Below are 24917 nucleotides of genomic sequence, written 5' to 3' on the forward strand. Positions count from 1 at the left end.
CTCCGGCGCCTGCACCCCGCCACTCACCCACTCGCACACCGCCGCGAAGGCCCGCCCCCACCCTCCCGTTCCGCAGCCGGCCGCTCCGCGACCGAAGGGAGCGAGACGGGGGGACAGCCGAACACCGGCAGCACCGACCTCCACCCACCCCACCCCCCACCAACCCCCGCCGCGACCGCGGAGCCGCACCCCCGGACCGTGTCCGGAGGCACTTGCCGAGTGGGCGGGAAACGCCTGGTTGGCGTACGGTGACAGGCTGCCCCGTTCGCCGGGGCGCGTGACGTACGGAAGAACAAGAAGGGGGTCCTGCGTGGCAGCGGTCCGGGACACGGAGATCGCGGTCGAGCAGACGCATCTGGACCGGGTGTACGACCGGCTCGAGGAGAAGATCCACGAGGCGGAGTTCCTCGTGGACGACGCCGTCAAGCGCGGCCAGGTCGGTACGCCGGGTGCGCTCGCGGAGCGGGACGCCCAGGTGTTCCGGGCGGGGCTGCACCTGAACCGGCTGAACGCGGAGTTCGAGGACTTCCTCTTCGGCCGGATCGACCTGCTGCTGGGCAAGGACGGCAAGAAGGGCCCGGACGGTGCGTTCACCTCCGTGGAGCCCGCCGACGACGCGATCCGGCCGGACGGGACGGCGGACGTCGCCGAGACCCTGCACATCGGCCGGCTCGGCGTGCTGGACGGGGACTACGCGCCGCTGGTGATCGACTGGCGGGCCCCCGCGGCGGCGCCGTTCTACCGGGCGACCCCGGTCGCACCCGGCCGGGTGGTGCGGCGGCGGGTCATCCGCTCGAAGGGCCGCAAGGTGCTGGGCGTCGAGGACGACCTGCTGCGCCCGGAGCTGACGACGGGCCTGCCCGTGGTGGGTGACGGCGCGCTGATGGCCGCGCTGGGCCAGGCGCGCAGCCACACGATGCGGGACATCGTGTCCAGCATCCAGGCCGAGCAGGACGTGGTGATCCGGGCCCCCGCGGCGTCGGTCACCGAGGTGACGGGCGGGCCCGGCACGGGGAAGACGGCCGTGGCGCTGCACCGGGCGGCGTACCTGCTGTACCAGGACCGGCGACGGTACGCGGGCGGGATCCTGGTGGTCAGCCCGACGCCGCTGCTGGTGGCGTACACCGAGGGCGTGCTGCCCTCGCTGGGCGAGGAGGGGCAGGTCGCGATCCGCGCCGTGGGCTCGCTCGTGGACGGCGCCGAGGCGACCACGTACGACGATCCGGCGGTCGCCCGGATCAAGGGCTCGCTGCGGATGCTGAAGGTGCTGCGCAGGGCCGCCCGCGGTGTGCTGGAGTACGGCGGCGGGGCCGGGCGGTGCCCGGACCGGCTGCGGGTGGTGGCGTTCGGGCGGCGGCTGGAGCTGGACGCCGAGGAGCTGTCGGGGATCCGGCACGCCGTGCTGGGCGGCACGACGCCGGTGAACCTGCTGCGGCCGCGGGCCCGCCGTCTGCTGCTGGACGCGCTGTGGCGCAAGACCGGGCGCCGCTTCGACGACCCGGAACTGGCCGCCGAGGAGCGGCAGGGCTTCGACGAGGACGTCTCCACCGAGCAGGAGTTCGTGGACTTCCTGGCCGCCTGGTGGCCGGTGCTGACCCCGCGCGGGGTGCTGGCCGCGCTCTCCGACGAGAAGCGGATGGGGCGCTGGGCGCGGCGGGTCCTGACGCCGCCCGAGGTGCGCCGGGTGGCGCGCTCGCTGCGCCGGCTGGACGCGGCGGGCAACGGGGCGCTGTCCGTGCACGACGTGGCGATGCTCGACGAGCTGGAGGCGCTGCTGGGCCCGCCGCCCAAGGTGCGCAGCCGTGAGGCGGACCCGCTGGACCAGCTGACCGGCCTGGAGGAGGTCACCACCTTCGCCGACCGGATGGCCGCCGGGCGGCGCAGCCGCCAGGACCGGCTGGACGCGGAGCGCACGGAGTACGCGCACGTGATCGTCGACGAGGCGCAGGACCTCACCCCGATGCAGTGGCGGATGGTGGGCCGCCGGGGCCGTGCCGCGACCTGGACGGTGGTCGGCGACCCCGCGCAGAGTTCGTGGACCGACCCCGACGAGGCGGCCCTCGCCCGCGACGAGGCCCTGGGCACCCGTCCGCGACGCCGTTTCACCCTCACCGTGAACTACCGCAACCCGGCCGAGATCGCGGAGCTGGCGGCGAAGGTGCTGGCGCTGGCCATGCCGGGCAGCGAGTCGCCGCGCGCGGTGCGCTCCACGGGACTGGTTCCCCGGTTCGTGGTGACCGCCGACGGCGATCCAGGGGAGGCGGTGCGCGCGGAGGCGGAGCGGCTGCTCGGCGAGGTCGAGGGCACGGTGGGCGTGGTCGTGGCCATGGGCCGCCGGGAGGAGGCCCGGGGCTGGCTGGCGGGCCTGGGCGAGCGCGTCGTGGCTCTGGGCAGCCTGGAGGCCAAGGGCCTGGAGTACGACGCGACGCTGGTCGTCTCGCCCGCGGAGATCGCGGACGAGTCCCCGGCAGGGCTGCGGGTGCTGTACGTGGCGCTGACCCGGGCCACCCAGCGGCTGACGGTGCTCTCCGGCGGGCGCGACCTGCCCGACGGCGCCGGCGTCCCGGACCTGCTGCGGGACTGACCCCCATGACGACGGCGGGGCGCCCCTTCGTGAGGGACGCCCCGCCGGACGTGTGCGACACCGACCCGCCATGCTCGCCTCGCGGCAAGTGGGCGCTCGAAGCGCCTAAGGTTGGGCCCGGGGGCTTGGATCGAGCCGGTGCCTCACCCAGGCTAACAAACGATCCGTGATTGTCATTCCGTTCGTGTGCGCCGTTCCGGTGGCGGCCGGGGGAACATTAAGCACACAAGCTTCCGTTGAACCCCAGCGCTGCCCGAGAGTTCGTCGTAGGCCCCCCGGGTTTACGCGTACCCACCAGTAGGTGGCAGCATCGAGGGCGCACAGAGCAGCGACAGCGGAGGAACAGCGGCCATGGCAACGGCGCCGAGCGTCTCGTACTCAATCACGGTGCGGCTGGAGGTGCCCGCGAGCGGATCCGCGGTCAGCCAGCTCACCACGGCCGTGGAGGCCTCCGGTGGAGCGGTCCACGGCTTGGACGTGACCGCTTCCGGCCACGAGAAGCTGCGGATCGACGTGACCATCGCGGCCACCTCGACCGCGCACGCGGACGAGATCGTCGCCAAGCTGGCGCAGATCGAGGGCGTCGCGATCGGCAAGGTGTCCGACCGTACGTTCCTGATGCACCTCGGCGGCAAGATCGAGATGGCGTCGAAGCACCCCATCCGCAACCGTGACGACCTCTCCATGGTCTACACGCCCGGTGTGGCGCGGGTCTGCATGGCGATCGCCAAGAACCCCGAGGACGCCCGCCGGCTGACCATCAAGCGCAACAGCGTCGCCGTGGTCACCGACGGCTCGGCCGTGCTGGGCCTCGGCAACATCGGCCCGAAGGCCGCGCTGCCGGTCATGGAGGGCAAGGCGGCGCTCTTCAAGCGCTTCGCGGGCATCGACGCCTGGCCGATCTGCCTGGACACCCAGGACACCGACGCGATCGTGGAGATCGTCAAGGCGATCGCCCCGGGCTTCGCCGGCATCAACCTGGAGGACATCTCGGCGCCCCGCTGCTTCGAGATCGAGGCCCGGCTGCGCGAGGCCCTGGACATCCCGGTCTTCCACGACGACCAGCACGGCACCGCCATCGTGGTGCTCGCGGCGCTGACCAACGCGCTGCGTGTGGTCGGCAAGCAGATCGGCGACGTCCGGGTCGTCATGTCGGGCGCGGGCGCCGCCGGCACGGCCATCCTCAAGCTGCTGCTCGCGGCGGGCGTCAAGCACGCGGTCGTGGCCGACATCCACGGCGTCGTGCACAGCGGCCGGGAGGACCTGGTCGCGGCCGACCCCGGGTCGGCACTGCGCTGGATCGCCGACAACACCAACCCGGAGGAGATCACCGGGACCCTGAGGGAGGCGGTGCGCGGCGCGGACGTCTTCATCGGCGTCTCCGCCCCCAACGTCCTGGAGGGCGCGGACGTCGCCGCCATGGCCGACGGCGCCATCGTCTTCGCCCTCGCCAACCCGGACCCCGAGGTCGACCCGGCGGTCGCCCGGGAGACCGCCGCGGTCGTCGCCACGGGGCGCAGCGACTTCCCGAACCAGATCAACAACGTCCTGGTCTTCCCGGGTGTCTTCCGCGGCCTGCTGGACGCCCAGAGCCGGACGGTGAACACCGAGATGATGCTCGCGGCGGCGACCGCCCTCGCGGACGTCGTCACCGAGGACGAACTCAACCCGAACTACATCATCCCGAGCGTCTTCAACGACAAGGTCGCGGGCGCCGTCGCCGGCGCCGTCCGCGAGGCCGCGAAGGCACAGGGCCTCACCGCGACCCCGTGACGACGGAGCGTCATCGGGCCGTACACGACCCGCTTTTTGTGTGACTCTCCCGGGTGCCGGATTGGCGTTTCCCCCAGAAATAGGGGCAGGATGCGTACCTGGGCGGTGAGGGCCGCACCGCAGAAGCGCGATGAGCGTCTTCACAATGCGTCTTCCCCGACGGTCGACGTTGGGGGTTTCCATGCAAGGAGTACTTAGATGAACCGCAGTGAGCTGGTGGCCGCGCTGTCCGAGCGCGCCGAGGTGACCCGCAAGGACGCCGACGCCGTTCTGGCCGCGTTCGCCGAGGTCGTCGGCGAGATCGTCGCCAAGGGCGACGAGAAGGTCACCATCCCCGGCTTCCTCACCTTCGAGCGCAGCCACCGTGCCGCGCGCACCGCGCGCAACCCGCAGACCGGTGACCCGATCCAGATCCCGGCCGGCTACAGCGTGAAGGTCTCCGCGGGCTCGAAGCTCAAGGAAGCCGCCAAGGGCAAGTAATTCCGCGACTACCGCGACATGTGAAAGGGCGGCCTCCCCGCGGGGAGGCCGCCCTTTCGTGTGTCAGGCGGTGGGCGCCGGTCAGTCCGTGCCGGGCAGCTCGACCTTGGCGCCGAGCTTCTCCAGCTTCTGCATGAAGTTCTCGTAGCCGCGGTTGATCAGGTCGATGCCGTGGACCCGCGAGGTGCCCTGCGCGGCCAGGGCCGCGATCAGGTACGAGAAGCCGCCGCGCAGGTCGGGGATGACCAGGTCGGCGCCCTGCAGCCGGGTCGGCCCGCTGACGACGGCCGAGTGCAGGAAGTTGCGCTGGCCGAAGCGGCAGGGCGTGCCGCCCAGGCACTCGCGGTAGAGCTGGATGTGGGCACCCATCTGGTTGAGCGCCGAGGTGAAGCCCAGCCGGGACTCGTAGACCGTCTCGTGGACGATGGACAAGCCGGAGGCCTGCGTGAGGGCCACGACCAGCGGCTGCTGCCAGTCGGTCTGGAAGCCGGGGTGGACGTCCGTCTCCAGGGCGATGGCGTTCAGCGGGCCGCCGGGGTGCCAGAAGCGGATGCCGTCGTCGTCGACCTCGAACGCGCCGCCCACCTTGCGGAAGACGTTGAGGAAGGTCATCATCTCGCGCTGGCTGGCGCCGCGGACGTAGACGTTGCCCTCGGTGGCCAGGGCCGCGCAGGCCCAGGATGCGGCCTCCAGGCGGTCCGGGAGGGCGCGGTGGTTGTAGCCGCCGAGCTTGTCCACGCCGGTGATGTGGATGGTGCGGTTGGTGCCCATCGTGATGATGGCACCCATCTTCTGCAGGACGCAGATGAGGTCCTCGATCTCCGGCTCGATCGCGGCGTTGCTCAGCTCGGTGACGCCCTCGGCCAGGACGGCCGTCAGCAGCACCTGCTCGGTCGCGCCGACCGACGGGTACGGGAGTTCGATCTTGCAGCCGCGCAGCCGCTGCGGGGCCTCCAGGTACTGGCCCTCGGGGCGCTTCTCGATCACCGCGCCGAACTTGCGCAGCACGTCGAAGTGGAAGTCGATCGGCCGGCCGCCGATGTCGCAGCCGCCGAGGCCCGGGATGAAGGCGTGGCCGAGGCGGTGCAGCAGCGGGCCGCAGAACAGGATCGGGATCCGCGAGGAGCCCGCGTGCGCGTCGATGTCGGCGACGTTCGCGCTCTCCACCTTGGACGGGTCGAGCAGCAGTTCCCCGGGCTCGTCGCCGGCCTGCACGGTCACCCCGTGCAGTTGCAGCAGGCCTCGCACCACGCGCACGTCCCGGATGTCGGGCACGTTGCGCAGCCGGCTGGGTTCGCTGCCCAGCAGCGCCGCCACCATCGCCTTGGGCACGAGGTTCTTCGCGCCGCGGACGTGGATCTCCCCCTCGAGGGGTGTGCCACCGTGGACGAGCAGTACGTCGTTAAGGCCGGTCATTGCTCTCGCGTTCCTGGAGACGGGCAGAAAGGAAGCTCGGTCCCCGCAGGCACCAAGGAGAAATGGTAATCGGCCTTCCGGCGCCGGGAAGAGGCCTGTGAGGTCCCACTCATGTAATGGCTTCGCTACAGCACCCTGAGCGTTCGCGCGGTGCCGGAGGGTGTCCGGTCCGGCCGCCTCCGCGCCGCCGCCGGCGCGGAAAAGGGGGCCGTTGCCACCCCGCGCGGCGGCGGAATGCGGGATTATGTTGACCATGACCGAAGTGTCATCGCTCACCGGCAGGCTGCTCGTCGCGACGCCCGCGCTCGCGGACCCGAACTTCGACCGGGCGGTGGTGCTCCTCCTCGACCACGACGAGGAGGGGTCGCTCGGCGTCGTCCTCAACCGCCCCACGCCCGTCGGGGTCGGCGACGTCCTGGAGTCCTGGGCCGGTCTGGCGGGCGCGCCGCAGGTCGTCTTCCAGGGCGGGCCCGTCTCGCTGGACTCCGCACTGGGTCTGGCCGTGGTGCCCGGGGAGCCGCGGGACGGCGAGGACGCGGAGCCGCTCGGCTGGCGCCGGGTGTACGGCGCGATCGGCCTGGTGGACCTGGAGGCGCCGCCGGAGCTCCTCGCGGCCGAACTGGGCTCCCTGCGCATCTTCGCCGGGTACGCCGGATGGGGGCCCGGCCAGCTGGAGGACGAGCTCGTCGAGGGTGCCTGGTACGTGGTGGAGTCCGAGCCGGGGGACGTCTTCTCCCCGGACCCGGAGCAGCTGTGGCGCTCCGTGCTGCGCAGGCAGCGCAGTGAACTCGCGATGGTCGCGACGTATCCGGACGATCCGTCTCTGAATTAGGCTTGCGTGCCATGAGCACTCTCGAGCCCGAGCGCGGGGCGGGCACCGGCACCCTCGTCGAACCGACCCCGCAGGTGTCGCACGGCGACGGCGACCACGAGCGCTTCGCGCACTACGTCCAGAAGGACAAGATCATGGAGAGCGCGCTCTCCGGATCGCCGGTGGTCGCGCTGTGCGGCAAGGTCTGGGTGCCCGGCCGGGACCCCAAGAAGTACCCGGTGTGCCCGATGTGCAAGGAGATCTTCGAATCCATGCCCACCGGCGGCGGGGACAAGGACAAGGGCGGCAAGTAGCGGCCGCCACGGCACCCGGCGGGTACGGCCGCGGAACGGCGGCCGCGTCCCGCGCGTTCGGGGGGACATGGCGCAGGACGACGCCGTCACGGCGGACCGGGTCTTCGGGCTCTGCGAGCGCGGGCGCTTCGCGATGGCGCACTCGCTCGTCGACGACGCCTTCGTCGCCCGCAACGGCAGCTTCGGCTACCTCGTACGGGCCAGGGTCTTCGCCTACGAGCGGCGGGCCGACCGGGCCCGGGAGGCCGTCGACTGGGCGCTGGCGCACGCGGAGCGCGGCGACCCGGACCCGCCGCTGCTGGCCGGGCTCGTCCTGCTGATGCTGGGTGACGCGCACGCGGCCCTCGGACTCGGGCTGCGGGTGGCCGCCGCCGACCCCCGCGAGTGGCGCGCCCAGGTGCTGGTCGCCGACGCCTGCCGGATGCTCTCCCGCCGCCCCGAGGCGGTCGCCGCCGCCCGGCGGGCGGTCCTGATCGCGCCGCGCGAGGCCGAGGCGCACGTCGCGCTCGCACGGGCGCTGGACCTCTCGCTCCGGCCCTCCGCCCGTGCCGAACGCCGCACGGTCGTCACCCGGGCCCTGGAGCTCGGCGCCCCGCCCGCCGACGTGGCGGGGCGGCGCCGGTGGCCGCGGGCCGTGCCCGCGCTGCTGGTGGTCCCGCTGGTGCTCTTCGCCGATCCCTGGGTGCTGGCCGGCGGACTGGCCGTCCTGACGGCGCTGGCGGGCGCGCTGTGGCTGCTGCAGGCCCGTCGCTCCGGCAGCACCGGCCGGGGGCGGCTGCAGACCGTACGCGCCCTGGCCCGGACCGAGTTGAGCAGGGACCCGGCCCGCGGCCGGGCCGTTGCCCTCACCACGGGGGCCTTCCTGCCGGTGCTCCCGTTCGCCGCCACCGGTCTGGCGGCCGCCTCCGCCGCCGACGGCAACCCGTGGCCGCTTCCGGCCGTCCTGGGTGTCGCGGCGGGTGCCGTCGTGGTGCTGCTCGCCGCCGCCCGCGCGGTGCGCTGGTGGTACGGCGACGCCTTCCTGCAGCGCGACTTCCTGCCCAGCCGGCACGCCGTCCTCCAACTGGCCGCCGTCGTCGCCCTCGTCGGCACCACCGTGGCGCTGTCCGTGGCGCGGGCCGGCTCCACGGCGGTGTGGTCCGTGGTGACCGTGGCGCACGTCCTGTGGTGCGTCGTCGGCATGCTGATCCCCCTTCTCGCGCTGAACCGGGCCCGCCGGACGGCCGGCTGAGGGCGGCCCGCTCCCGGCCGGGACACGGGCCGGAAAGAGGCGGCGATTGGTCTATTCCAGTTGCCGCGGGCGCGGCAGGATGGTCGCCATGGACCTCATCCCGGCGCCCGTCGAGGCGCACCGGCACGCAGACGGCGGTCATGTGGACCTCGGCCCCGGCACCACCCTCGACGCCGGTCCCGGCACCGAGGGGACCGCGCACTGGCTGCGCGCCACGGTCGGGGCCGCCACCGGGCTCCCGCTGCCCCCGCCGCCCGCGGGCGCGCCCGGCACGATCACGCTCCGCCTCGACCCGGACCTGACCGAGCGCCTCGGCGCCGAGGGCCACCGCGTGACGGTGTCCGCCGCGGACGGCGTGCACATCGCCGGCGGGGGAGCGGCGGGGGTGTTCTGGGGCGCCCAGACCGTACGGCAGTTGCTCGGCGCCGACGCCTTCCGGCGGGCGCCGCTGCCGGGACGCGCCTGGCGCCTGCCGCACTGCTCCGTCGAGGACGCCCCGCGGTTCGGGTGGCGGGGCGTACTGCTGGACGTGGCGCGGCACTTCATGCCCAAGGACGTCGTCCTGCGTTACGTCGACCTGCTGGCCGCGCACAAACTGAACGTGCTCCACCTGCACCTGACCGACGACCAGGGCTGGCGGGTGGAGATCCGCCGCCACCCCCGCCTGACCGAGGTCGGCGCCTGGCGCACCCGCACCAAGGTCGGGCTGCGCGAGTCCCCCCTGTGGGACGAGCGCCCGCACGGCGGTTACTACACCCAGGACGACCTGCGTGAGATCGTGGCGTACGCGGCCGGGCGGCACGTGACGGTCGTGCCCGAGATCGACGTCCCCGGCCACTCGCAGGCCGCCATCGCCGCCTACCCGGAACTCGGCAACGCGGACGTGGTGGACACCGCCGCCCTGCCGGTGCTGACCGGTTGGGGCATCAACCCCAACGTGCTGGCGCCTACCGAGGCCACCGTGCGCTTCTACGAGGACGTCCTCGCCGAACTCCTGGAGGTCTTCCCCTCGGAGTTCGTGCACATCGGCGGCGACGAGTGCCCCAAGGACCAGTGGCGCGCCTCCGCCACCGTCCAGGCCCGCATCAAGGAGCTGGGGCTGCGCGACGAGGACGAGCTGCAGAGCTGGTTCGTCCGGCACTTCGACACCTGGCTGAGCGCCCGCGGCCGCCGGCTGATCGGCTGGGACGAGATCCTGGAGGGCGGACTGGCCGAGGGCGCCGCCGTCTCCTCCTGGCGCGGCTACGCGGGCGGGATCGCGGCGGCCAGGGCGGGGCACGACGTCGTAATGTGCCCGGAGAGCCAGGTCTACCTGGACTGGCGCCAGTCGGACGGCGAGGACGAGCCGGTGCCGATCGCGCACGTTCGCACCCTGGAGGACGTCTACCGCTTCGAGCCGGTCCCGGACGGCCTCACCGCGGAGGAGGCCGCCCACGTCCTCGGCGCGCAGGCCAACATCTGGACGGAGACGATGGATTCGGTCCGCGCGGTGGACTACATGGCCTTCCCGCGGCTCGCCGCCTTCGCCGAGACGGTCTGGAGCCGGCTGCCCGCGCCCGCCGCCCGTGACCACGAGGGCTTCGCCGCCCGAATGGCCACCCACTACGGGCGACTTGACGCACTGGGGGTCGAATACCGGCCGCCGGGCGGTCCGCTGCCGTGGCAGCGGCGTCCGGGCGTCATCGGACGCCCGATCGAGGGGCCGCCCCCGATCGTGTGAGGCCTGCCACAACGCGGGGCCGGTCGGCGCGGGAGATGGCAGGGTGGTGTGGCCAATCACGGCAAGGCGCGTGAAGGAGGCCATTCCCGTCGCAACCTGGAGAAAGCCGCGAACCGGACGGAGTTCCATCCGGAAGCCGGGTTCTCCTTTGCGACCCTCGCGTTGATCACCCCGGAAGATGTGCCAGAGTTGCCACGTCCGGGCTGTCAGCACGTACCGTACGGCTACCGCACCGCGGACAGCCGGGGAAGGGGCAGCTGCGTGAGCACGTACGCACGGCAGGCAGCGCGCAATGTGGCGTTGCCGACCTCGCTCGACGAGGCCGTGGCGGCCTTGGCCGCCGCGCCCACCGCCGTGCCCGTCGCCGGAGGCACCGACCTCATGGCGGCCGTGAACTCCGGGCTGCTGCGTCCCGCGGGACTGGTCGGCCTCGGGCGGATCAGCGAGATCCGCGGCTGGCAGTACGCGGACGGCGCCGCACTGCTCGGCGCCGGCCTCACCCACGCCCGCATGGGCCGCCCGGACTTCGCCGCTCTCATCCCCGCCCTGGCCGCCGCCGCGCGCGCCGCGGGGCCCCCGCAGATCCGCAACGCGGGCACGCTCGGCGGCAACATCGCCGGCGCCGCCCCCACCGGCGACTCGCTGCCCGTGCTGGCCGCCCTGGAGGCGTCCGTCCTCGTCGCCGGGCCGGACGGCAACCGCGAGCTGCCGGTCAGCCACCTGCTCACCGGCATGGACCCGCTGCGGCCGGGCGAGGTCCTGGCGTACGTCCGGGTCCCGCTGCTGCACGCGCCGCAGACCTTCCTCAAGGCCACCGGCCGCACCGGACCCGGCCGCGCGATCGCGTCCATCGCGGTCGTCCTCGATCCCGCCCGCCGGGGCGTACGCTGCGCGGTGGGAGCTGTCGCACCGGTGCCGCTGCGGCCGCTCGAGGCCGAGCGCTGGGTCGCCGGGCTGATCGACTGGGACGGCGAGCGCACGCTGGCACCGGAGGCCCTCACGGCCTTCGGCGAGTACGTCGCCGCCGCCTGCATCCCCGACCCGCTGCCGGCCGCGGACGGCAACGCAGCCCCCGAACTGCCCCCCGCGGCCGTCCAGCTGCGGCGTACGGTGGCCGCACTGGCCCGCCGCGCGCTGGGGAGGGCACTGGCATGAGTGACGACGTGTACGACGACAGGACACCGGACGGGCGCATGACCGACCAGCCGCAGGAGGGCTCCCCGTACGGCGGGGGATTCACCCCCGGGCACGGGGTGTGGGAGCCCCTGCCCCACGGCGAGTACGACCCCGACCAGACCATGCACGTCTCCTTCGCGGCGCAGTTGTCCATGACCGAGCCGGGCGCCGACCCGCTCGCCGCCCCGGGCCACGGCTACGCGCCCGAGCCGCCCGCCGTGCCGATGACGGTCGCCCACACCGAGGCGCCCGCCGCCCCGGCCGCCGGTGAGGACGCGGCCACGACGTGGGTTATCCCCGTCGTGCGTGAGGACCCCGCCGCCGACGACTCCGGCGAGTACTCGGTGGGAGCCTTCGTGCCCACCCCCACCCCTGACTCGGCGCAGCCCTGGACGGCCCCCGCCGCCCCGCAGGCGCCCCCGGTGCCGCCCGCGGGCCCGGCCGACGGCGGCTGGTCGCTGCCCGCGGACGCCACCGGGCAGTGGACGCTGCCGCTCGCCCCGGACGGTGTCGCCGGGGAGTCCGGCGAGTACGGCTTCCCGCCCGCTACCGCACCCGACCCCGCGACCGCCCCCCACCCCGGGGAGTTCCGGCCCGAGCCGGTTCCCGGCGAGGGGCTCGCGCACCCGCAGGAGCCCGTCGAGGACCCCGCGGAGGACCCCGTCGCCGACCTCGCGGCCCAGGAGCCCCCGGCTCCGGAGGAGGCGGCCCCGGAGGAGGCGTCCGGGGAACCCGGTGACGAGCCCGTCGCGGACGCGCACAGCGAACACCCGGTGGACTCCTACGTCCTGAGCGTCAACGGCACCGACCGGCCCGTCACCGACGCCTGGCTCGGCGAGTCCCTGCTGTACGTGCTGCGCGAGCGCCTCGGCCTCGCCGGCGCCAAGGACGGCTGCGAGCAGGGCGAGTGCGGAGCGTGCTCGGTCAAGGTCGACGGCCGGCTCGTCGCCTCCTGCCTGGTGCCCGCGGCGACCGCCGCGGGCAGCGACATCCGCACCGTCGAGGGGCTGTCCGCCGACGGCGGCTCCTCCGACGTCCAGCGCGCGCTCGCCGCGTGCGGGGCCGTGCAGTGCGGTTTCTGCATCCCCGGCATGGCGATGACCGTGCACGACCTGCTCGAGGGCAACCACAACCCGACCGAGCTGGAGACCCGGCAGGCCATCAGCGGCAACCTCTGCCGCTGCTCCGGCTACCAGGGCGTCCTGGAAGCCGTCCGCCAGGTCGTGGCCGAGCGCGAGGAGACCGCCGAGGGCGCCGCGGACGACATCGCGGGCGACCCCGCCGACGGCATCCGCGTCCCGCACCCGCGCCCCTCCTCCGGAGGCCCGGCGTGAGCACCCCGAACCGCTTGACCCGGCACCACCTCCCCCCTCGCGGCAGCGAAAGGTACGCGCGATGACGGGCCCCGACGCCGCGACGGCCACCCCGGCCGTGGGCACCCCCGCGACGGTCGCGTCCGTCGCCGCCGAGCAGCAGTCCGCGCCGCACGGCATCGGCACCTCCCTGCCGGCCACCGACGGCCTCGCCAAGGCCCAGGGCACCTATCCGTACGCCGCCGACCTGTGGGCCGAGGGCCTGCTGTGGGCGGCCGTGCTGCGCTCCCCGCACCCGCACGCCCGGATCCTGTCCGTCGATACGACGGAGGCCGCCGCGCTGCCCGGCGTCCGGGCCGTGGTCACCCACGAGGACGTCCCGGGCGACGCCATGCACGGCCGCCGCGTCGCCGACCGCCCGGTCTTCGCCAAGGACACCGTCCGGCACCACGGCGAGGCCATCGCCGCCGTGGCCGCCGACCACCCCGACACCGCCCGGCTCGCCGCCGCCGCCATCCACGTCGAGTACGAGGTCCTGGAGCCCGTCATCGACCCGGAACGGGCCTTCTCCGCGCCCCCGCTGCACCCCGACGGCAACCTGATCCGGCACATCCCGCTGCAGTTCGGCGACCCGGACGCGGTCGGCGAGGTCATCGTCGAGGGCCTGTACCGGGTGGGCCGCCAGGACCCGGCCCCGGTCGGCGCCGAGGCCGGTCTCGCCGTGCCACGCCCCGACGGCGGCGTGGAGCTCTACGTCGCCTCCACCGACCCGCACACCGACCGCGACCTGGCCGCCGCCTGCTTCGGGCTGGAGCAGGACCGGGTCAAGGTCGTCGTCACCGGAGTGCCCGGCGCGATGGGCGACCGCGAGGACTCCGGGGTGCAGATCCCGCTCGGGCTGCTCGCGCTGAAGACCGGCTGCCCGGTGAAGTTCGTGGCCACCCGCGAGGAGTCCTTCCTCAGCCACAGCCACCGCCACCCGACCCTGCTGCGCTACCGCCACCACGCGGACGCCGAGGGCCGGCTGGTCAAGGTCGAGGCCCAGGTCCTGCTGGACGCCGGCGCGTACGCCGACACCTCCGCCGACGCGCTGGCCGCTGCCGTGTCCTTCGCGGCCGGCCCCTACGTCGTCCCGCACGTCTTCGTCGAGGGCTGGGCGGTGCGCACCAACAACCCGCCCTCCGGCCACGTCCGGGGCGAGGGCGCGATGCAGGTCTGCGCGGCCTACGAGGGCCAGATGGACAAGCTCGCCGCCAAACTCGGCCTGGACCCGGCCGAGATCCGCATGCGCAACGTCATGGCCACCGGCGACCTGCTGCCCACCGGGCAGACGGTCACCTGCCCGGCGCCCGTCGGCGAACTGCTCAAGGCCGTGCGCGACACCGACCTGCCCCCGCTGCCGGTCGACGACGACGAGTCCGAATGGCTGCTCCCCGGCGGCCTGGAGGGCGCGGGCGAACCGGGCGCGGTGCGCCGCGGCGTGGGCTACGCGCTCGGCATGGTCCACATGCTCGGCGCCGAGGGCACCGACGAGGTCTCCACCGCCACCGTGCGGGTCCACGACGGCGCCGCCACCGTCATCTGCGCCGCCGTCGACACCGGCCAGGGCTTCGTCACCCTCGCCCGCCAGATCGTTCAGGAGGTCCTCGGCGTCGAGGACGTCCGCGTGCTGCCCTCCGACACCGACCAGCCCCCGGCCGGCGCCGCCGCCCGCGGCCGCCACACCTGGGTCTCCGGGGGCGCCGTCGAACGCGCCGCCAAGATGGTCCGCACCCAGCTGCTGCAGCCGCTCGCCGGGAAGTTCGGCATGTCGGCGGAACTGCTCTCCATCGCCGACGGCAAGATCACCTCGTACGACGGGGTGCTCTCCACCACCGTCGAGGAGGAGCTGGCCGGCAAGGAACTGTGGGCCACGGCCCAGTGCCGCCCGCACCCCACCGAGAAGCTCGACGACACCGGCCAGGGCGACGCGTTCGTGGGCCTCGCCTTCTGCGCCGTGCGCGCGGTCGTCGACGTCGACATCGAACTCGGCGCGGTCCGGGTCGTGGAGATGGCCGTCGCCCAGGACGTCGGCCGGATCCTCAACCCCGCACAGCTGCGGGCCCGCATCGAGGCCGGGGTCACCCAGGGCGTCGGCATGGCCCTGATGGAGGACCTCCGCGCGCCGCGCGGCGTCATCAAGCGGCCCAACCTGACCGGCTATTCGCTGCCCACCGCGCTCGACGCGCCCGCGATCCGGGTGGTCCGGCTCATCGAGGAACGCGACGTGCTCGCCCCCTTCGGCGCCAAGGCCGCCAGCGCGGTCCCCGTCGTCGTCTCCCCGGCCGCCGTCGCCTCCGCCGTCCGCGCGGCCACCGGCCGCCCGGTCAGCCGCCTCCCCATCCGCCCCCAGCACGCGGTGGCCCGCCCCCAGGCCTGACCCACCGCCACCCACGACGAAGGGCCCGGTCCCTGCGGACCGGGCCCTTCGTGTGGAGGCCGTGGCGGGAATCGAACCCACGTAACTCGATTTGCAGTCGAGCCCCTGAACCACTCGGGCACACGGCCTTGCGTCATCGACGTACCCCGACCATAGGCCCGGCCCCCGGGAGGCGGTCAACGCTTCCCGGGAGCCCGCAACAGGACTGCCACACGCCGTTCACGAACCACCGGGGAAGGCGAGGAACTCCTCCACCACCGGGCGGAACAACTCGGGTTCGTCCACCCACGGGAAGTGCCCGACGGCGTGCAGCGGGCGCAGCCGGGCGTACGGGAAGCAGGCCGCCACGACCTCGCCCGCGCGCATGCCGGTGACGGCGTCGCGGTCGCCGGTGACGACCAGGACCGGACAGGTCACCTCGCGCAGCCGGGCCAGGACGGCGAGCCGGGCCGGCTCGTCCAGGCCCTGCCAGAAGCCGGCGCGGGGGACCGGGTGCAACTGGCCGCCCTCGGCGGCGGCGTGGGCGCGCTGGGGCCCGTCCCAGCGGCCGTACGCCATCGGCGCGACCTGGAGCAGCAGCGTACGGACGCGGTCGAGGTCGTCGGCGCTCTCCAGTTCGGCGAGGGCGGCGACCGCCTCCGGCCACCAGGGCTCGCCGACCCGGCTCTCGAAGATCTCCCGGGCGTCGTCGGGCAGCTCGCCCTGCAACCGGGAGCCCGGGGTGACCAGCACGAGGTGCGTCAGCCGCTCCGGGTAGGCGGCGGCGTACGCCTGCGCGGTCGCGGCGGCCGCGTCGTGCGCGAGCAGCACGAAGCGCTCCAGGCCCAGGTGCCGGCGCAGCGCCTCCACGTCCTGGGCGAGCCGCGGGAAGGAGTAGGCGAGCGGGTCGCCGGCCGGTGGGCTGTCCCCGGTGCCCCGGCTGTCCGGGACCACCAGGCGCCTGCCCCGGTCCAGGCCGCCGAGGTCGCCCAGATAGGCGGCGTCCCGTCCCGGGCCGCCGGCGAGGGCGAGCAGTACGGGCCCCTCGCCCCGGTCCGTGTAGGCGAGCTCGGTTCCGTCGTACGAGGTGTAGTGCGGCATGGCCTACGCCTTCCCTGCCCGGGCCGGCTTCTCCCGGCCCTAGGCCGAAAGGCCGACCGGGTGCCAGGGGCAAGGGCCCGGTTGACCCCTTACCCTGTCGTGGTGACCACCGTAGACACCGAGCCGGTATCCGGCCATGCAGGCATGCCCCTCGCCGCGCAGGACACCGGCACCGACACCGTTCTGGGCAGCCGCTACCGCGCGCTGACCCTCGCGATGGTCTCCGTCGTCCTGCTCATCGCCTTCGAGGCCACCGCCGTCGGCACGGCCATGCCCGTCGCCGCGCGCGAGCTGGACGGGCTGCCGCTGTACGCCTTCGCCTTCTCGGGGTACTTCACCACCTCGCTCTTCGCGATGGTCGTCAGCGGCCAGTGGTCCGACCGCACCGGCCCGCTGGCGCCGCTGGTCACCGGCATCGGCGCCTTCGCGGCCGGGCTGGTCGTCTCCGGCACCGCCCAGTCCATGTGGCCGTTCGTGCTGGGCCGCGCCGTACAGGGCATCGGCGGCGGGCTCGTCATCGTCGCCCTGTACGTCGTCGTCGGCCTCGCCTACCCCGAACGCCTGCGGCCCGCGGTGATGGCCGCCTTCGCCGCGTCCTGGGTGCTGCCGTCCATCGTCGGCCCGCTCGTGGCCGGCACGGTCACCGAGCAGTTCGGCTGGCGCTGGGTCTTCCTCGCCATCCCCGTGCTCGTCGTGCTCCCGCTCCTCATCGGCCTGCCCGCGCTGCGCCGCACCTCCCTGCAGCGGCCGCCGGACGACCGCGCGGCCCCCGACCGCCGCCGGCTGGGCCTGGCGCTCGCCGTCTCCGCCGGCGCCGGGCTGCTCCAGTACGCCGGACAGGACCTGCGTCCGCTGTCGCTGCTCTTCGCGGCGGCGGGCGCCGCGCTCGTCGTCCCGTCCGCGCTGCGGCTGCTGCCCCGCGGCACCTTCCGCGCGGCCCGCGGCCTGCCGTCCGTGGTACTGCTGCGCGGTGTGGCCTCCGGCACGTTCCTCGGCGCCGAGAGCTTCGTCCCGCTGATGCTCGTCACGCAGCGGCACATGTCCCCGACCCTCGCCGGGCTCTCCCTGGCCGGCGGAGGTGTCACCTGGGGCATCGGCTCCTGGATCCAGGGCCGCCCCCGCTTCGAGCCCCACCGCGAACGTCTGGTCGTCCTCGGCATGTTCCTCATGGCCGCCGCGATCGCCGGAGCCGCCCTGCCGCTCCTGGACGCCGCCCCCGCCTGGAGCGCGGCCGCCGCGTGGGCCGTGGGCGGCCTCGGCGCGGGCCTGGTCATCTCCTCCCTGGGCGTCATCCTCTTCAAGCTCTCGCCGCCCTCCGAGGCCGGCGCCAACTCCGCCGCCCTCCAGGTCTCCGACGCCCTGTCCAGTGTTGTCCTCGTCGCCGCCGCGGGCACCGTCTTCGCCGCCCTCGGCGGGGCGGCGGGCGCCTTCACCGCCGTCCTCCTCCCGCTGGCCGTGCTCTCCCTCGCGGGCGTCGGCGTCGCGGCACGGCTCCGCCCGAAAACCGGGTGAGGCGGGCGCGCCGTGCGGTTACCGTCCCGGTGTGAAAGAGCTGACCGTCGTCTTCACCGACGCCGAGTGGGAGTCCCTGGCAGACCTCGCCGACGCGCACGGCGTGCCCGTCGCGGAGTTCGTGCGCACGGCGGTACGGGCGTACGAGGGGGCCGAGGCCGCGCGCGTCCGCGCCGCGGGGGAGGCGTACGCCGCCGCCCACGCGGACCTGCTGCGCAGGCTGGGGGAGTGACGTGACCGTGCGCCACCTCACCCTCGCCGAGGTCACCGACCTCGCCCGCCTCGCCTGCGGCGGCGAACCGCCCGCGGTGCGCGCCCCCGGGCTGCTGGAGTCGGCCGTGCACCGGCCGCGGGCGCGGATGTTCGGCGTCGAGGCCTACGGGGACGACGTCTTCGCGGCGGCGGGGGCGCTGCTGCACGCGATCGCCGCGAACCATCCCCTGGTCGACGGGAACAAGCGGACGGCGTGGCTGGCGGCGGCGGTCCTCCTGGGCCTGAACGGGGTCGACCTGCGGTCGGCCGACCAGGACGCGGCGTACGACCTGGTCGTATCTGTCGCGGCGGGGGAGGTTTCCGCTCCCGCCGCGATCGGCCACGCCCTGGCCCGCCTCGCCGCTGCCTGAGCGGGGCTTTTCCCGGGTCTTTTGTGCGCCCGCCCCAGCGGTGGGCCACGTTCGGCTGCCCCGCCGTCTCGCGCCCTGCGGGCGCAAAGACGCGGGCTGCGGAAGGGGAGGGTGGGGCCCGGCCTCCTTGACCGCGGTGCGGGTCGGTGGGCGGCTCGGGTTCAGGCGCCTGAGCGGGGCCGGTCGTTCGTACGGTTCCCGTCTCGTTGCCGTCCGCGGGTGCAGATGGCCGGTTGCGACGCCCACCCTTGGTGGGTGGCGCGCCCGCCGTGACCTGCGTCTGCGGGTGCTTCCCCGACTTCGGGCTCTGTTCCGCCGAACATGCCGGTGAAAGCGGGCCCGATCTCCCGCCGACCGCCCGGCAGCACCCCGAATCACCCGCAGTCGCGGGTAACGGCGGGCGCGCCCACCACCGGCAGCAGGCGTGGTCACCGGCCATCTGCACCCGCGGACGGCAACGAGACCCGAGGCAACCGGAAAGGAAATCCGCTCCGGCGCCTGAACCCGGCCACGCGCCGACCCGCACACGCCCACAAGTCCCGGCCGCCCACCCTCCCCATCCGCAGCCGGCGCTCTGCGCCCGCAGGGCGCGAGACGGCGGGGCAGCCGACGACGCCGAGCAGCTGAACCGGCCCCTGCACCCCGCCCCGCCCTGCACCCCGCCCCGCCCCGCCGGAGGCGCAACGCACCCGCACACGACCGCAGGCCGCGACCACGGGCCCGGTCGGTGCTGCGGCCCGAGGCACGGACGGCGCCCCAGTAGGCTGTGACGGTTGTCGTACCCGACCCGTCACCGGAGACCGTGACTACCACCGCCCCGCACAGCGCCAGCAACTCGCACTCGCACCACCTGTCGCCCGCCTTCCCCGGCCGCGCCCCCTGGGGCACGGCCGGGAAGCTGCGTGCCTGGCAGCAGGGTGCCCTGGACCGGTACATCGCGACGCAGCCACGGGACTTCCTGGCCGTCGCGACCCCCGGTGCCGGCAAGACGACCTTCGCGCTCACCCTGGCCTCGTACCTGCTCCACAACCACCTCGTGCAGCAGATCACCGTCGTCGCACCCACCGAGCACCTGAAGAAGCAGTGGGCCGAGGCCGCGGCCCGGATAGGCATCAGACTGGACCCCGAGTACAGCGCGGGGCCGGTCGGCAAGGACTACCACGGGGTCGCGGTGACCTACGCGGGTGTCGGCGTACGCCCGATGCTGCACCGCAACCGCTGCGAGCAGCGCAAGACGCTGGTGATCCTCGACGAGATCCACCACGCGGGCGACAGCCGCTCCTGGGGCGAGGCGTGCCTGGAGGCGTTCGAGCCGGCGACCAGGCGGCTGGCGCTGACCGGGACGCCGTTCCGGTCGGACACCAACCCGATCCCGTTCGTGACGTACGAGGAGGGCAACGACGGCATCCGCCGGTCCTCCGCCGACTACACCTACGGCTACGGCAACGCGCTCGCCGACCACGTCGTGCGCCCTGTGATCTTCCTCTCCTACAGCGGCAACATGCGCTGGCGCACGAAGGCCGGCGACGAGATCTCCGCGCGGCTCGGCGAGCCGATGACCAGGGACGCGATCGGGCAGGCCTGGCGGACCGCGCTGGCGCCGACCGGCGAGTGGATCCCGAACGTGCTGCGCGCCGCCGACCAGCGGCTGACGGAGGTCCGCAAGTCCATTCCGGACGCCGGTGCGCTGGTGATCGCCACCGACCAGGACACGGCCCGCGCGTACGCCAAGCTGATCCGGGAGATCACGGGGCACAAGGCGACCGTGGTGCTCTCCGACGACACCGGGGCGTCCTCGCGGATCGAGGAGTTCAGCGCGAGCGACGACCGCTGGATGGTCGCCGTCCGCATGGTGTCGGAGGGCGTGGACGTCCCGCGGCTGGCCGTCGGGGTCTACGCGACGACGATCTCCACCCCGTTGTTCTTCGCGCAGGCGGTGGGCCGTTTCGTGCGGTCGCGTCGGCGCGGCGAGACGGCCTCGGTCTTCCTGCCGACCATCCCCATGCTGCTGGAATTCGCGGGCGAGATGGAGGTGGAGCGGGACCACGCCCTCGACAAGCCCAAGAAGGAGGGCGAGGAGGACCCGTACGCGGAGTCCGAGAAGGAGCTGGAGGAGGCCGAGAAGCAGCAGGACGAGGACACCGGCGAGCAGGACATGCTGCCCTTCGAGGCGCTGGAGTCCGACGCCGTCTTCGACCGGGTGCTCTACGACGGCGCCGAGTTCGGCATGCAGGCGCATCCGGGCAGCGAGGAGGAGCAGGACTACCTGGGCATTCCGGGCCTGCTCGAGCCGGACCAGGTGCAGTTGCTGCTGCAGAAGCGGCAGGCCCGCCAGATCGCGCACAGCAGGAAGAAGCCGGACAGTGAGGCGGACCTGCTGGAACTCCCCGCGGAGCGGCGGCCGATCGTCACGCACAAGGAGCTGCTGGAGCTGCGCAAGCGGCTGAACACGATGGTCGCCGCGTACAACCACCAGAGCGGCAAGCCGCACGGCGTCATCCACAACGAGCTGCGCCGGGTGTGCGGCGGCCCGCCGAGCGCGGAGGCGACGGCGGGGCAGCTCAACGAGCGCATCAAGAAGGTCCAGGAGTGGGCGACGCGGATGCGCTGAGCGGCGGCCGTCCGCTCATCCGCGGTGCCCGCGCAGGGTGCTGATGGTACGTCAGTGGCGCTGTGAATCTTGCGGTGCGAGAGCTGATTCCGCGGAAGATTTACGTCATGTGCCCCCGCTACTCCGGTCACGTGACCGGATTGTGGACGAAGTCTTCCGCTGAGCGGTACGCATCGCTACCGTTCCGGTCACGCAACGCGCCGTGGCAGAGCAGCCTCGGGGCGCCAGCCGGTACCGCCAGACCGGTGGCCTCTCCGCGCTCTGCCGCGGGTCCGGCAGCGCTCCCGACGTGAGAGATGAGCCGCCACTCACACGAGAAGGGGGCGTCGTGACCGCGGAGACCTCTCAGACGCTCGATCGGGGCCTGCGGGTCCTGAAGCTGTTGGCCGACACCGACCACGGACTGACCGTCACGGAGCTGGCGGTGAAGCTGGGCGTCAACCGTACGGTGGTCTACCGCCTCCTTGCCACACTGGAGCAGCACTCCCTGGTCCGCCGGGACCTCGGCGGCCGGGCCCGGGTCGGCCTCGGCGTGCTGCGGCTGGCGCACCAGGTGCACCCGCTGCTGCGCGAGGCCGCGCTCCCCGCCCTGCGCTCCCTCGCCGAGGACATCGGGGCCACCGCCCACCTCACCCTGGTCGACGGCACGGAGGCGCTCGCCGTGGCGGTCGTCGAGCCGAGCTGGACCGACTACCACGTCGCCTACCGCACCGGTTTCCGGCACTCCCTGGAACGCGGCGCCGCGGGCCGCGCGATCCTCGCCGGGCGCAGCGTGCAGCCGTACGAGCCCGATCCGCGCTGCTCCGAGGGCCCCGGCTACGTCCTCACCCACGGCGAGCTGGAGGCGGGGGCGAGCGGCGCGGCGGCCCCGCTGGTGGGCGTGCCGGGCATCGAGGGCAGCGTCGGCGTGGTGATGCTCGCCGACGTGATACCCGAACGGGTGGGTCCCCGGGTCGTCGAGGCGGCGCTGGAGGTCGCCGACGCCCTGCGCTAGCGGCCGCGGCGGGGTGGGCCGGTCCGGGCCCCGGCACGCCGGGCCGCCGCCGTGAACTACATTCACCCCATGCCTTTCGCCTCCGCCCGGAACCGGATCCTCGCCGTCTGCGCCGCGCTCGTGGCCGCGCTGCTGGCGGTGGCCCTGTTCGCCCCGCTGCCGATCTCGATCGTCGTGCCCGGGCTGACGGCCGACGTCCTCGGCGACGACCAGGGCAAGCCGGTGATCACGATCACCGGCACCGCGACCCGTGACACCTCGGGCCAGCTGCGGATGACGACCATCGCGGCGACCAACCCGGACGCGGCCGTCCGCATCACCGACGTCCTCAAGGCCTGGTTCGCCACGGACCAGGCCGTGATGCCGCGCGACGCGGTCTACCCGACCGGCGGCACGGTCAAGGAGATCGAGCAGCACAACCGGGCGGAGATGACCGAGTCCCAGCAGGACGCCACCGCCGCGGCCCTGCGGCAGCTGCGGCTGTCCCCCTCGGACGTCAAGGTCGACCTCCACCTCGCGGATGTCGGCGGGCCCAGCGCGGGGCTGATGTTCAGCCTGGGCATCATCGACAAGATCGAGGGCAACGGCCGCGGCGGCGACCTCACCGGCGGGCGCAGGATCGCCGGTACGGGGACGATCACCGCGGGCGGCAAGGTCGGCCCGGTCGGCGGCGTCCCGCTCAAGGAGCAGGCCGCCCGGCGCGACGGCGCGACCGTCTTCCTCGTCCCCAAGGCCGAGTGCGCCGACGCTAGGGCCGAGCTCCCCAAGGGGCTGCGGCTGGTGCCCGTCACCACCCTCGACGGTGCGATCGACGCCCTGGACGCCCTCGACAGCGGCGGCAAGGTCCCCAGCTGCTAGGCGGTGCCTTCAGGTGCCCCGCCGGGCGTCCATCCGGCGCCAGGAGGGGAAGACCAGCGGGCACAGGGTCGCCAGGAAGTACGCCCCGCCGGTCAGCAGCAGCGCGGTGGTCAGGCCGATGCCGTCCACCAGGTAGCCCGCACCGAGCCCACCCACGGGGGTGGTGAGCAGCACCCCGGCGCCCAGGGTGCCCAGGACGCGGGTGCGCAGCCCGTCGGGGACGTGCTCGAACGTCACCGTCGCCAGGATTGGGTTGAGGGCCCCCGCCGCGATGCCACCGGCCACCATGGTCACTGCCAGGCCGCCCCACCCGGGCACCCACGCGGCCACCAGGAACCGGGGCGCGCCGCACAGCAGGAAGCACAGCGTGTAGACCGGCCACCGGGGCAGGCGGTGGCCCACCGCCCCGTACAGCAGCGCCCCGGCGAGCGCGCCGGCGCCAAAAAGGCCTGACAGCAGGCCGAGTTGGACGGCGCCTCCGAGCTCCCGCTCCGCGTGCACCGGCAGAAGCACCGAATTCCAGCCCGCGTCGAGGCCGTTGGTGACCATGACCATCAAGGTGATGGCGAGGAGCAGCCGGGAGCGGATCAGGAAGACGTAGCCCTCGCGCAGTTCGGCCCGGTAGGTGCGCAGGGAGACCGGTGCCGCGGTCTTGAGGGATTCGGCGCCCGGCAGCCCCCGGACGCCGAAGGCGATCAGCGACGCTGAGACGGCGAAGGTCGCCGCGTCCAGCAGCAGTACCGTCTCCGCGCCCAGGACGGCGATGAGCACGCCGGCGGCCGAGGCGCCCAGCATCCGGGCGCCGCGCGAGGCGCCGTCGAAGTAGCCCGCGGCGCGGGCCAGCGGCGTTCCGGCCCGCTCGGCCAGTACGGGCAGCAGCACCTCGCGCGCGGTCTCGCCGGGGCCGTGGAAGAGCCCGCTGACGGCCATCAGCGCGCACAGCTGCCAGAACCGCAGCACGCCCGCGAAGTGGAGCAGCGGGATCGCCACGACGGCCACCGCGCACACCGCGTCCGACAGAACCGAGGACCTGCGCCGTCCGAAGCGGTCGATGACCGGTCCCCCGGCGAGCGCGGAGACCACGACCGGCAGGGTCGCGCAGAAGGCCGCCAGACCCGCGCGGGCGGCGCTGCCGGTGGTCTGCAGAACGAACCACGGGACGGCGAGCACGGTGAGCGAATTGCCGCTGATCGAAACGATGTTGGCAGCCAGCACCAGCCGCAGCGGCCGCGGATCGGGTGCCGGGGCGGCCCCGGTGGCCCGCTCGGCGCCCTCGGATATGTCGGTTCCGGTCTCCATGCAGGTCCCCCGTGGTCGGTATGGTCAGTCCGCGGGGCGCGGAAAGGCGTGCAGGTGGACGCGGACGTGCGCGGCGTCCAGGGTGTCTTCGGCGGTCCCGGCGTCCCGGTCGTTCCCCGGCTCCGAGCCCTCCGGGGTCCGGTAGCGCTCCAGCACGGCGTGCAGTTCCCTGCGCAGGGCCCGGGCTCCGGCCGGGGTGAGCCGCAGGGCGAAGTCGCTGAGGTCGAAGCTGCGGCGCCACTCCTCGGACCAGTCGCCGACGGTGGCGAGCCACGTCTCCAGCTCCGCCGCGTGGAGCGCGGCGACCTCCCGCCCGAACAGGCCGATCGCGGCGCGCACTTCGGGGTCGGTGTGGCCGAGGAAGCCCCCGGCGTCGAAGTGCGTGCCCCGGTGCGCGGCCTTCCACCAGCGCTCGCGTGCGGTGCCGCGGCCCGGCTCCTCCTCCACGAATCCGTACGCCGCCAGTTGCCGCAGGTGGTAGCTCGTGGCTCCGCTGGACTCGCCGAGCCGGCCCGCCAGCCCGGAAGCGGTGGCGGGCCCGTACTCGCGCAGCGCGGCGAGCAGCCGGATGCGCAGCGGGTGCGCGAGGCCGCGCAGGGTGCGCGGGTCGAGGCTGATGACGCCGGGGTCGGCCGCGTCGGCGGTGGGTTCGTCTGGCACGGTCCCACCGTAGAAGTCGCAAAGGTTCTTTGCAATGCTTCTT

At 74.0% G+C, this 24917-nt stretch carries 20 protein-coding genes and 1 tRNA gene; 16 read left to right on the forward strand and 5 right to left on the reverse strand.

What is annotated here, in order from left to right:
- Nucleotides 1–310: 310 nt before the first annotated feature.
- The 3 genes from ACFW3D_RS28940 to ACFW3D_RS28950 all read left to right on the forward strand — a co-directional run bounded on the left by ACFW3D_RS28940 (nt 311) and on the right by ACFW3D_RS28950 (nt 4837).
- Nucleotides 311–2584 (forward strand): HelD family protein, encoded by a 2274-nt coding sequence (locus ACFW3D_RS28940; protein WP_500508821.1) that lies wholly within the window; start codon nt 311–313, stop codon nt 2582–2584.
- 351 nt (nt 2585–2935) lie between these two features.
- On the forward strand, nt 2936–4357 hold the full coding sequence (locus tag ACFW3D_RS28945; RefSeq protein WP_500508824.1) for an NAD-dependent malic enzyme: 1422 nt from the start codon (nt 2936–2938) through the stop codon (nt 4355–4357).
- Between the two features lie 198 nt (nt 4358–4555).
- On the forward strand, nt 4556–4837 hold the full coding sequence (locus tag ACFW3D_RS28950; protein WP_018564081.1) for an HU family DNA-binding protein: 282 nt from the start codon (nt 4556–4558) through the stop codon (nt 4835–4837).
- An 81-nt stretch (nt 4838–4918) separates the two neighbouring features.
- On the opposite strand, the gene murA is transcribed toward ACFW3D_RS28950, so the two are convergent.
- Nucleotides 4919–6253, reverse strand: a complete 1335-nt coding sequence (gene murA / locus ACFW3D_RS28955) for a UDP-N-acetylglucosamine 1-carboxyvinyltransferase (RefSeq protein WP_500508825.1) — start codon at nt 6251–6253, stop codon at nt 4919–4921.
- A 253-nt stretch (nt 6254–6506) separates the two neighbouring features.
- Here murA and ACFW3D_RS28960 point away from each other — a divergent pair, with 253 nt between their 5' ends.
- The 7 genes from ACFW3D_RS28960 (at nt 6507) to ACFW3D_RS28990 (ending at nt 15237) form a co-directional block, all read left to right on the forward strand.
- Nucleotides 6507–7085 carry a YqgE/AlgH family protein gene (locus ACFW3D_RS28960; RefSeq protein WP_450398601.1) on the forward strand — a complete coding sequence of 193 codons (579 nt, stop codon included), beginning with the start codon at nt 6507–6509 and terminating at the stop codon, nt 7083–7085.
- Between the two features lie 11 nt (nt 7086–7096).
- Nucleotides 7097–7378: a DUF3039 domain-containing protein gene (locus ACFW3D_RS28965; RefSeq protein ID WP_500508827.1), complete on the forward strand. Its 282-nt coding sequence runs from the start codon at nt 7097–7099 to the stop codon at nt 7376–7378.
- A gap of 67 nt (nt 7379–7445) precedes the next feature.
- A complete protein-coding gene (locus ACFW3D_RS28970) occupies nt 7446–8609 on the forward strand; it encodes a hypothetical protein (RefSeq protein ID WP_500508829.1) in 1164 nt (387 codons plus the stop codon).
- Nucleotides 8610–8697: 88 nt separating this feature from the next.
- The gene (locus ACFW3D_RS28975) at nt 8698–10329 is read left to right on the forward strand and encodes a beta-N-acetylhexosaminidase (RefSeq protein ID WP_500508830.1); all 1632 of its coding nucleotides are present in this window, start codon (nt 8698–8700) and stop codon (nt 10327–10329) included.
- A 261-nt stretch (nt 10330–10590) separates the two neighbouring features.
- A complete protein-coding gene (locus ACFW3D_RS28980) occupies nt 10591–11484 on the forward strand; it encodes an FAD binding domain-containing protein (protein ID WP_500508832.1) in 894 nt (297 codons plus the stop codon).
- A complete protein-coding gene (locus ACFW3D_RS28985; protein ID WP_500508834.1) occupies nt 11481–12839 on the forward strand; it encodes a (2Fe-2S)-binding protein in 1359 nt (452 codons plus the stop codon). The genes ACFW3D_RS28980 and ACFW3D_RS28985 overlap by 4 nt, the downstream gene beginning before the upstream one ends.
- A 61-nt stretch (nt 12840–12900) precedes the next feature.
- A complete protein-coding gene (locus ACFW3D_RS28990; RefSeq protein WP_500508836.1) occupies nt 12901–15237 on the forward strand; it encodes a xanthine dehydrogenase family protein molybdopterin-binding subunit in 2337 nt (778 codons plus the stop codon).
- Nucleotides 15238–15290: 53 nt separating this feature from the next.
- Here the strand turns inward: ACFW3D_RS28990 and ACFW3D_RS28995 are convergent.
- Together ACFW3D_RS28995 and ACFW3D_RS29000 are read right to left on the reverse strand one after the other, a co-directional pair.
- A tRNA-Cys gene (locus ACFW3D_RS28995) sits at nt 15291–15365 on the reverse strand.
- A 91-nt stretch (nt 15366–15456) separates the two neighbouring features.
- Nucleotides 15457–16317 carry an alpha/beta fold hydrolase gene (locus ACFW3D_RS29000; RefSeq protein ID WP_500508839.1) on the reverse strand — a complete coding sequence of 287 codons (861 nt, stop codon included), beginning with the start codon at nt 16315–16317 and terminating at the stop codon, nt 15457–15459.
- A gap of 144 nt (nt 16318–16461) precedes the next feature.
- On the opposite strand from ACFW3D_RS29000, the gene ACFW3D_RS29005 reads away from it, so the two are divergent.
- The 6 genes from ACFW3D_RS29005 (at nt 16462) to ACFW3D_RS29030 (ending at nt 22915) form a co-directional block, all read left to right on the forward strand.
- Nucleotides 16462–17829 (forward strand): MFS transporter, encoded by a 1368-nt coding sequence (locus ACFW3D_RS29005; protein ID WP_500508944.1) that lies wholly within the window; start codon nt 16462–16464, stop codon nt 17827–17829.
- A gap of 31 nt (nt 17830–17860) precedes the next feature.
- On the forward strand, nt 17861–18061 hold the full coding sequence (locus tag ACFW3D_RS29010) for a hypothetical protein (protein WP_500508842.1): 201 nt from the start codon (nt 17861–17863) through the stop codon (nt 18059–18061).
- A 1-nt stretch (nt 18062) separates the two neighbouring features.
- A complete protein-coding gene (locus ACFW3D_RS29015; RefSeq protein ID WP_500508844.1) occupies nt 18063–18452 on the forward strand; it encodes a type II toxin-antitoxin system death-on-curing family toxin in 390 nt (129 codons plus the stop codon).
- An 802-nt stretch (nt 18453–19254) separates the two neighbouring features.
- A complete protein-coding gene (locus ACFW3D_RS29020; protein ID WP_500508847.1) occupies nt 19255–21063 on the forward strand; it encodes a DEAD/DEAH box helicase in 1809 nt (602 codons plus the stop codon).
- 328 nt (nt 21064–21391) lie between these two features.
- Nucleotides 21392–22057, forward strand: coding sequence for an IclR family transcriptional regulator (locus ACFW3D_RS29025; protein WP_500508849.1), 666 nt, complete (start codon nt 21392–21394; stop codon nt 22055–22057).
- 69 nt (nt 22058–22126) lie between these two features.
- A complete protein-coding gene (locus tag ACFW3D_RS29030; protein WP_500508851.1) occupies nt 22127–22915 on the forward strand; it encodes a S16 family serine protease in 789 nt (262 codons plus the stop codon).
- 9 nt (nt 22916–22924) lie between these two features.
- On the opposite strand, the gene ACFW3D_RS29035 is transcribed toward ACFW3D_RS29030, so the two are convergent.
- Together ACFW3D_RS29035 and ACFW3D_RS29040 are read right to left on the reverse strand one after the other, a co-directional pair.
- Entirely contained in the window at nt 22925–24214 is a 1290-nt protein-coding gene (locus ACFW3D_RS29035; protein WP_500508853.1) for an MFS transporter, read from the reverse strand.
- Between the two features lie 24 nt (nt 24215–24238).
- Complete coding sequence (locus ACFW3D_RS29040; protein ID WP_500508855.1) at nt 24239–24874, reverse strand: helix-turn-helix domain-containing protein; 636 nt, start codon at nt 24872–24874, stop codon at nt 24239–24241.
- Nucleotides 24875–24917 lie beyond the last annotated feature (43 nt).

This window comes from Streptomyces sp. NPDC058864 (assembly GCF_042742985.1).
In the GTDB taxonomy this organism is placed as follows: domain Bacteria; phylum Actinomycetota; class Actinomycetes; order Streptomycetales; family Streptomycetaceae; genus Actinacidiphila.